Annotated in this window: 7 protein-coding genes and 1 pseudogene; 5 read left to right on the top strand and 3 right to left on the bottom strand. The window is 72.6% G+C overall.

What is annotated here, in order from left to right:
- Positions 1–909, bottom strand: a 909-nt coding sequence (locus VIM26_RS14675) for a transposase (protein WP_331952442.1), incomplete at its 3' end; no start/stop codon positions are given.
- A gap of 119 nt (positions 910–1,028) precedes the next feature.
- On the opposite strand from VIM26_RS14675, the gene VIM26_RS14670 reads away from it, so the two are divergent.
- The 4 genes from VIM26_RS14670 to VIM26_RS14655 are packed head-to-tail and all read left to right on the top strand — an operon-like array spanning position 1,029 to position 4,383.
- Entirely contained in the window at positions 1,029–2,468 is a 1,440-nt protein-coding gene (locus VIM26_RS14670) for a GH1 family beta-glucosidase (protein ID WP_331952440.1), read from the top strand.
- A 19-nt stretch (positions 2,469–2,487) separates the two neighbouring features.
- A complete protein-coding gene (locus VIM26_RS14665) occupies positions 2,488–2,790 on the top strand; it encodes a hypothetical protein (protein ID WP_331952438.1) in 303 nt (100 codons plus the stop codon).
- A 10-nt stretch (positions 2,791–2,800) separates the two neighbouring features.
- Positions 2,801–3,559 (top strand): alpha/beta hydrolase, encoded by a 759-nt coding sequence (locus VIM26_RS14660; protein WP_331952436.1) that lies wholly within the window; start codon positions 2,801–2,803, stop codon positions 3,557–3,559.
- The gene (locus tag VIM26_RS14655) at positions 3,556–4,383 is read left to right on the top strand and encodes an alpha/beta fold hydrolase (RefSeq protein ID WP_331952434.1); all 828 of its coding nucleotides are present in this window, start codon (positions 3,556–3,558) and stop codon (positions 4,381–4,383) included. The genes VIM26_RS14660 and VIM26_RS14655 overlap by 4 nt, the downstream gene beginning before the upstream one ends.
- Positions 4,384–4,416: 33 nt before the next feature.
- Here VIM26_RS14655 and VIM26_RS14650 read toward each other — a convergent pair whose 3' ends face one another.
- Positions 4,417–4,842 (bottom strand): hypothetical protein, encoded by a 426-nt coding sequence (locus VIM26_RS14650; protein WP_331952432.1) that lies wholly within the window; start codon positions 4,840–4,842, stop codon positions 4,417–4,419.
- A gap of 2 nt (positions 4,843–4,844) precedes the next feature.
- The gene (locus VIM26_RS14645; protein WP_331952430.1) at positions 4,845–6,995 is read right to left on the bottom strand and encodes a hypothetical protein; all 2,151 of its coding nucleotides are present in this window, start codon (positions 6,993–6,995) and stop codon (positions 4,845–4,847) included.
- A gap of 217 nt (positions 6,996–7,212) precedes the next feature.
- Here VIM26_RS14645 and VIM26_RS14640 point away from each other — a divergent pair.
- Positions 7,213–7,969, top strand: a pseudogene (locus tag VIM26_RS14640) (hypothetical protein); the annotation flags it as partial.

Genomic DNA, 7,969 nt, shown 5'->3' with positions numbered 1-7,969 from the left:
GCCAGCCCGCAAACCCCGCTCGATCAGTTCACGTTTCGCCGCGCCGATCGCTGCGTCAGTGGCCTTGCGCGCCATGGTGGACTTCGCGAGAAACTTGGGTTTGAAGTCCTCCACAGCGATCAACTGGTGGGCCTCGACGATCCTCTTGGCCCAAACGCGAGCGTCGTACTGAACTTGCCGGGCGCCCTTCTTGTGCAGCGCCGCCGCGTCGCGGCGCGCCCGCAAGTACCCGTTGGACTGTGCCTGGTTCGCGCGGCGCCGACGCGCCATGCGGCGCTGCGTTTTCGCGAGGGCGTCGGCGGACCGTTTGCGGTGGCAGGAGTGCGGCAGGTCGAACACGGGGTTCGTGGTGGTCGCGGTGGCGGTGACGCCCCAGTCCACACCGATGCCGCCGTCCACGACAGCCGCCGGTTGGGTGTCGCGGCGCACCACGAACGACGCATACCAGTACCCGAGGGTGTCCTGAAAGACGCGGACGCTCGTCGGGTCGGAGGGCAGGTTCCTGGACCACACCACCGGGACGGTGACGCCCTTGGGCAGGGCCAGGCGCCCGTCTTTCACACTGAACCCGCGAGTCGTGTACTCGAGGGACACCAGGGTCTTCTTCCGTGCCTTGAACTTCGGGCGCCCGCACCCCTTGACCTTGAACGACCGGTCGAGCGCGCGGGCATAGTCCCGCAGGGTCTGCTGCTGGGCGACCTGCGAACCCTCCCGCAACCAGGCGTGCGCCCCACGCGCTTCGGTCAGCAGCTTCGACAGCTTCCCGAGCGTGGGTTTGCGCCCGGTCTTGGACTGGTGGACGGCTTCGTTCCACAGGAATCGGCACCGGTTCCACTCGCAGATCAGCGAGGCCTCGGCCTGCGCGCCTGGACGGAGGCGGTACGTGTACCGAACCGTCTCAATGGGCATAAAACCACCATATCGGATAGCACTGACGTTCGACCGAAAGGAACCAGCGTGTCGCTAACCAAGCAGAAGCACCCTTACCTCCCCATGGCTGAAGCCAGGGGTTTCACGGGCATACTCCGATGACGCAACGTACTTTCGGCGACGACTTCCTGTGGGGCTCGGCCACGGCGGCCTACCAGATCGAGGGCGGCGCGACCGAGGGCGGTCGTGGGCCGTCGATCTGGGACTCCTTCAGCCACACCCCGGGCAAGACCCTGAACGGTGACACCGGGGACGTCGCGTCCGACCACTTCCACCGCTGGCGCGAAGACGTCGCGGAGATGAAGAAGCTCGGGATCGGCGCCTACCGGTTCTCGATCTCGTGGCCGCGCGTCCAACCCGGCGGCACGGGGGAGTTCAACTCGGGCGGCATCGCGTTCTACTCCGGGCTCGTCGACGAGCTGATCGCGGCCGGGATCGAGCCCGTGGTCACCCTCTACCACTGGGACCTTCCCCAGGAGCTCGAGGATGCGGGCGGCTGGACGAACCGCGACACCGCCTACCTGTTCGCGGAGTACGCCAAGCGGATGGCGAGCGAGCTGGGCACCCGCATCTCGCTGTGGACGACGTTCAACGAGCCGTGGTGCGCGGCCTACCTCGGCTACGCCTCGGGCGTGCACGCACCCGGCCGGACCGACCCGGCCGCCGCGCTCGTGGCCGTGCACCACCTGAACCTCGCCCACGGCCTGGCCGGCCGGGCGATCCGTGACGTGCTGGGCGACACCGCGAGGCTCTCGATCACGCTCAACCTGCACGTGACCCGGCCCGACGACCCGTCATCGGCCGCGGATCTCGACGCCGCGCGCAAGATCGACGCGCTCGGCAACCGGGCGTTCCTCGGCCCGTTGCTCGACGGCGCCTATCCCGCCGACCTGCTCGCCGACACCGCCTCGGTCACCGACTGGGCGTTCGTGCGCGGCGGCGACCTCGACGTGATCAACACGCCGATCGACGTCCTGGGCGTGAACTACTACTCCACCGGGCGGGTGCGGCACTTCGGCGGCGTCGGCGTGCCGGCGCAGGCCGACGGTCATGGCGACTCCGAGGCGAGCCCCTGGGTCGGCGCGGACGACGTCGAGTTCCTCCAGCAGCCGGGCCCGTACACCGCGATGGGCTGGAACATCGAGCCCGCCGGCCTGCTCGAGCTGCTCGAGTCGCTGCGTGACACCTACCCGGACCAGCCGCTGATGATCACCGAGAACGGCGCCGCCTTCGGCGACGAGGTCACCCCCGACGGCCGCGTGCACGACGCCGATCGGGTCTCCTACCTGCACGACCACATCGCGGCCGTGCACGACGCGATCGACGCCGGCGTGGACGTACGCGGCTATTTCGTGTGGTCGCTGATGGACAACTTCGAGTGGGGCTACGGCTACGACCGCCGGTTCGGCATCATCCGGATCGACTACGACACCCAGGAGCGAATCTGGAAGGACTCCGCGTACTGGTACCGCACCCTGGTGGCGACGAACACCCTCCCCGAGCTCGACGCCGAGGTCGAGGCCGCAGCAACCCGCTGACCCGGGGAGAATGGGTGCCATGCCCAGCGGTCGCCCGTCCAAGCGTCATCCGAAGAGCGGCGCGGAACACGTGCCGCTCGACCTCGAGCGCGCGCTCGGCGGGCGGCGCAGCGAGGACGCGCCCGACGGGACCTGGACGGTGCAGCGCGTCAAGGGCTCCGACAAGACGTTCCGGTGCCCCGGCTGCCAGCAGGTGATCGGCCCGCACCTCGCGCACGTCGTCGCCTGGGCGTCCGACGGGCTGCTCGGACCGACCTCCGCGCTCGAGGACCGTCGGCACTGGCACCGCGCCTGCTGGGATGCGCGCGGCCGACGTCGATAGGCTCGCGTCGATGCCTCCTCGAACGCAGCTCCCGCGAACGCGCGACGACGGCGTCGCGATCTCTGCGCTCACCGTCCTGCCCGCGCGGCGCGAGGAGATCGAGCTGCGCACCGCGGACGGCCTGACGCTCGTCGGCGAGCTCGCGCTACCCGCGCAGCGCCCACCGGTCGCGACCCTGGTCACCCTGCACCCGCTGCCGACGCACGGCGGGTACATGGACTCCCACGTCCTGCGCAAGGCGTCCTGGCGACTGCCGGCGCTCGCCGACCTGGCCGTGCTGCGGTTCAACACCCGCGGCACGTCCTCCCCGCGCGGCACGAGCGAGGGCACGTTCGACGGCGGTCGCGGCGAGCGGTTCGACGTCGAGGCCGCCCTCGCGTTCACCGCGGCGCGCGACCTGCCCCGGCGCTGGCTCGTCGGCTGGTCCTTCGGCACCGAGCTCATCCTGGCGCACGGGCGAGACCCGTCGATCGAGGGCGCGATCCTGCTCTCCCCGCCGCTGCACCGCGCGACCGACGCGGACCTGGCGGCCTGGGACGCGTTCGGCAAGCCGCTCGTCGTGCTCGTGCCCGAGCTCGACACCTACCTGCGCCCGGACCGCGCGCGCGAGCGGTTCGCCGTCGTGCGCCGGGCCGAGGTGATCGGCGTCGACGGCGCACGACATCTGTGGGTGGGCGAGCAGGCGGTGCGGCGCGTGCTCGACGAGATCGTCACCCACGTGCTCGCCGACCCGGCAGACCCGGCCGACCCCAACGAGGAGAACTCATGACCACCGACGGACTGCTCGCGATCCACCGCTATCGCACCGGGCGGGCCGGCCTGGTCCCGCTCGTGCTGCTGCACGGCTTCCCGCTCGACCACCGCATGTGGGACGACGTTGTCGACCTGCTGCCGGGCGACCGCACCGTCCTCGCGCTCGACCTGCCGGGGCTCGGCGCCTCGCCCGCGGGTCAGGACGTGGCGGACGTGCGCGGCGCGAGCGGGGAGCCCGCGCTCGAGGTCGCGGCCGACGCGGTGGCGGCGACGCTGCGCTCCATCGGGATCGAGCGAGCCGTCGTCGCTGGGCTCTCGATGGGCGGTTACGTCGCGATGGCGCTCGTCGAGCGGCACCCGGAGCTCGTCGCGGGCCTCGGCCTGCTCGACACCAAGTCGACCGCCGACCCGGACGCGGTGCGCGCGAACCGCCACCGGATCGCCGACGCCGTGCTCGCCGAGGGGAACGTCGACGAAGTGCTCGGGATGAGTCGCGCGCTGCTCGGCGAGACGAGCCGGGTACAGCGGGCCGACCTCATCGGGCGCCTCGAGCTCTGGATCCGCGCGCAGGGACCGGCCGGCGTCGCCTGGTCGCAGCGCGCGATGGCCGCGCGCCCCGACCGTACGCAGGTGCTCGCGGGGTTCGGCGGGCCCGCCCTGGTGCTGGTCGGCCGCGAGGACGAGCTCGCATCGCTCGCCGACGCCGAGCACCTGCGCGCCGCGCTCCCGGCCGCCGACCTGGTCGTGGTGCCGCGGGCCGGCCACATGACGAGCATCGAGGGACCCGAGCCGGTCGCGGCCGCGCTCGACGCGCTCGCGCTTCGGGTCGACGCGGGCTGAGAACGCAGGCCGCAGGGCTGCGGCCTGCGGCCCTCAGACCTCCGGGTCGAGCACGTGCGCGAGGGCGTCGGCGAGGTCGATGGACTCCCCGTCCCGGCCGCCCTTGCCGAGGATCAGCGGCGGATCGCTCGGGACGGGTGTCGCCCCGTGCAGGCGGGCACCCAGGCTCGACGGAACGCTCAGGATGTAGAACTCACCGTCGGTCCCGACGGCCACGGACTCGTTGCGCCGCAGGTACCAGCCGCGCAACGCGGTCCGGTAGCGCGTGCGGCCGTTGTGGCTGCGGGCCATCAGCGCCGTCGTCGGGAGCTGACGCGCGGTCGCCTCGCGCACGAACTGCGCGATCAGCTCGCGGGCCTGCCGCGACTGCGCGGACTGGTGCCGCTCCAGGGCCGCCGCGTGATCCGCGGCGGCCTGGCTGCGTCGTGCGCGCCAGTCCGCGCCGTCGTCGGGCAGCATCGTCAGCGGGTCGGCTTCGCGACCCCGGCCGACGTCGTCTCGGCCGCGTCGGCGTCCGACGGCGCCGAGCTCGAGTCGGTGTCGGCCGTCCCGGTCTCGGACCGCGGTGCGGGCACGTCGGTCTCGGCGGCCTGCGTGAGCGCGACCTTCGGGATCACCTCGGTGGCGGGAATCGCCTGGGTCTTCGGGAGCCCCGAGGACGCCAGGGCTGCGGCGGACTCCGGGCGGGTGACCCCCGCCGACCTGGCGGGCGGTGCGTTCTTCTTGGGACGCGCCTGCTCGGCCTCGAACTTCGCCTCGGTCCTGCTCGCGCGCTCGAGCGTCTTGTTGCTCGGGACCGCCTCGTTCCCGAGCAGCTTGCGCAGCTCGTCGAGGTAGGAGGTGATCGACTCGCGCTGGCGGTTGAGCTCCTCGACCTGGTGCTGGGCGGTGGTCCGCTCGCGCTCGGACTCGACCAGCGACTCCGCGACGCTCTTCTCGGCGTGCTCCCGCGCCTGGGAGACCGCGCTGTCCGCGTTCTTGCGTGCCGTGGACAGCAGCTCCTTCGCGTAGGCGTCGGCGTCCTTGCGGACCTTCTCGGCCTTCGCCAGGGCGGCGACGACGCGCTGCTCCGCCTCGGCGGCATGCGTCTCGGAGTCCTTGACGAGCCGCTCGGTCTCGGCCCGCGCCGTCTCGTGCCGGTCGGCGTCCGCCCGCTCGGCCACCTCGTGCCGGGTCGCGATCTCGAGCTCGGAGTCGGCGAGCGCCTGCGCGGCCTGCTGGAGCCGGGCGTCGGCCTCGGTCTTGGCGGTCGAGGTCAGGTCCGCAGCCGTCCGCTGGGACTCGGTGAGCAGTCGCTCGACCTCGAGCCGCGTCGCCTCGTGCAGCTCGGCGCTGGCCCGCTCGGTCGACGAGCGCAGCTCGGCGGTCTCGCGCGCCACCAGGGCGTGCAGCTCGGCGGCCGTCCGCTCGGTCGTGGTGCGCAGGTGAGTCGTCTCCTGCTGCACGGCCTCGCGCAGCTCGGCGGTCTCCCGCTCGGTGGTCACCCGCAACGCGGCTGCGTAGTACTCCGCGTCGGAGCGCAGCGGCGCGAGCTCGAGCTCGGCCGCGGCCCGTGTCGCCGCGAGCTCCTCCGCGAGCCCCTGGCGACGCTCGTTGGCCTCCCGGTCCACTTCCGCGTGGACCGCGGTGGCGTACTGGTCGGCCTCGGCGTGCACCGCCGCCGCCTCGGTGGTGGCGCGGTGCGCGAGCGCGGCGACCTCACGGTCGGTCTCCGCCCGCACGCCCTCGGCGTACTGCAGGGCCGCGGAGCGCAGGCCGGCGACCTCGGCGTCGACGTGCTGGCGCAGCGCGCCGACCTCGTTCTCGGCGGTCGAGCGGTGCTCGGCGGCGTACGCCTCGACCTCGGCCCGCAGGGAGGCGAGCTCGTTCTCCACGTGGTGTCGCAGGGCGGTCGTGTCGGCGTCGGCGGACTGGCGCAGATCCTGCTCGTACCGTTCGGCTGCCGCTCGCTGGGCGGTCGTCTCGGCCTCCGTCGTGCTGCGCAGCTCGGTCGTGGTGCGCTCCGTGCTCACCCGCAGCTCGGTCGTGGCGCGCTCGACGGTCGCCTTCAGCGTTCCGAGCTCGCGCTCGAGGCCGCTGCGGCGCTCGCTCTCCTCGGTGGTGATCGCGCTCTGGATCCGAGCCGCCTCACGCTCGGCGGAGCCGACGAGCTCCTCGGCGCGGCGCTGGGCCCCGGTCAGGGTGCTGTCGGCCTCGACCCCCGTGGTCACGCGGATCTCCTCCGCCTCGCGGCGGGTCGTGGCGAGCAGCTCGGAGACCTCGAGCTCGGCGCGGGACCGCAGCTGCCCGGCGGACAGCTTGGCCCGCGCGAGGGCGTCCGAGGCCTGCGCGTTCGCCTGGCCGATGACGTCCGTTGACTGCTCCTCGGCGAGTCGGAGCAGCTGTTCGATGCGCGTTCCGAGACCGGCATACGTCGGCTTCTCGGCCTCGCGCAGCTGGCGGTGCGCCTCGGACAGCTCACCCGCGACCTGCAGGGTCCGGCTGTCGAGCGACTCGACCTGAGCCCGGGCGACGGAGAGCGCCTGCTCCAGCTCGACGAGGCGATCGTCGACTGGGCCGCGGTCGTAGCCGCGGAAGTTGACCACAGGGAAAGGGGCACGGTCGTCGGACAAGGCATCCTCCTGGACACGGGCGGAATCGGGCTTGATCGCGGCCGCCAGGCGCACTCACGGTGGATCGGCCGGCCGTCTTGCGGGTGAGTTTATCCGTCGTTCGAGGGGGTGGTGCCTCACGCCTGTGTGGACGCGTGCTGGGAGCCGTTCGGGCCCGCATTCGGTCGCTCAGCGTGCCTCGCCTATTCTGGATCGTCATCTCCAGAAGGGTTCGTGCGTGTTGCAACGACTTATCGCCGCTGTCCTGGCCGTCCTCGGTCTCGCCGCCATCGCTCTGGGCGTGGCTTCTGCGACGGCCTGGCGCCCCGACGACACGCTCGTCGCGACCGCAACGGCCGGCAAGGACGGGAACGTCGTCGTCACGGCGCCGGGCGTCCTCGAGCTCGGCGGCAGGGTTCCTGTCACCGTGACCGCACGCGCCGGCGGCGGCAAGAAGGTCGTGCTCGCGGTCGGCAAGGAGTCCGACGTCACGGGCTGGGTGGGCAAGGACGCGCACACGGTCATCACCGGGCTCGCCGACACCAAGACCCTGAAGACGAACGAGGTCGCAGCCGGCGGCACGGCGAAGCCGAGTCCGGACCCGGACGGCTCTGACCTGTGGGTTCAGCAGGCGACCGGCAAGAGTTCGGCCCAGCTGACCTGGACCCCGCAGCCGGGCCGCTGGGTCCTGCTCGCCGCGGGTGCGGGCGCTGGGGCAGCGGCGCCGAGCGTCGTGCTCTCCTGGCCGCAGTCGGTCACGACCCCCTGGCTCGTGCCGGGAATCGTCGTCGGCCTGCTGGCGCTGGCCGCGGGCGTCGCGCTCTTCCTGCGGCTCCGTCGCCGCGAGCAGCGCGGTGCGCCGGAGAGCTGGGAGCCGGTCGAGACCGGCGCGGTGCCGATCGTCACCGGCACCGGTTCCGGTCCGGCGCCCGACCGTTCCCCGAGCGCGCAGCCGCCCGTGCCCGACGACGACGCTCCGACCGTCCTGCTGACCC

Origin of the sequence: Pengzhenrongella sp. (assembly GCF_036565025.1) — a bacterium.
GTDB lineage: Bacteria > Actinomycetota > Actinomycetes > Actinomycetales > Cellulomonadaceae > Pengzhenrongella.
The sequence above is the reverse complement of the archived record's forward strand: the minus strand, read 5'-3'. Positions and strand labels throughout refer to the sequence as shown.

Bases quoted from the DNA above. Each gene is read 5' to 3' on its own strand.
- VIM26_RS14670 (WP_331952440.1), top strand. From the start codon at position 1,029: ATGACGCAACGTACTTTCGGCGACGACTTCCTGTGGGGCTCGGCCACG.
- VIM26_RS14665 (WP_331952438.1), top strand. From the start codon at position 2,488: ATGCCCAGCGGTCGCCCGTCCAAGCGTCATCCGAAGAGCGGCGCGGAA.
- VIM26_RS14660 (WP_331952436.1), top strand. From the start codon at position 2,801: ATGCCTCCTCGAACGCAGCTCCCGCGAACGCGCGACGACGGCGTCGCG.
- VIM26_RS14655 (WP_331952434.1), top strand. From the start codon at position 3,556: ATGACCACCGACGGACTGCTCGCGATCCACCGCTATCGCACCGGGCGG.
- VIM26_RS14650 (WP_331952432.1), bottom strand. From the start codon at position 4,842: ATGCTGCCCGACGACGGCGCGGACTGGCGCGCACGACGCAGCCAGGCC.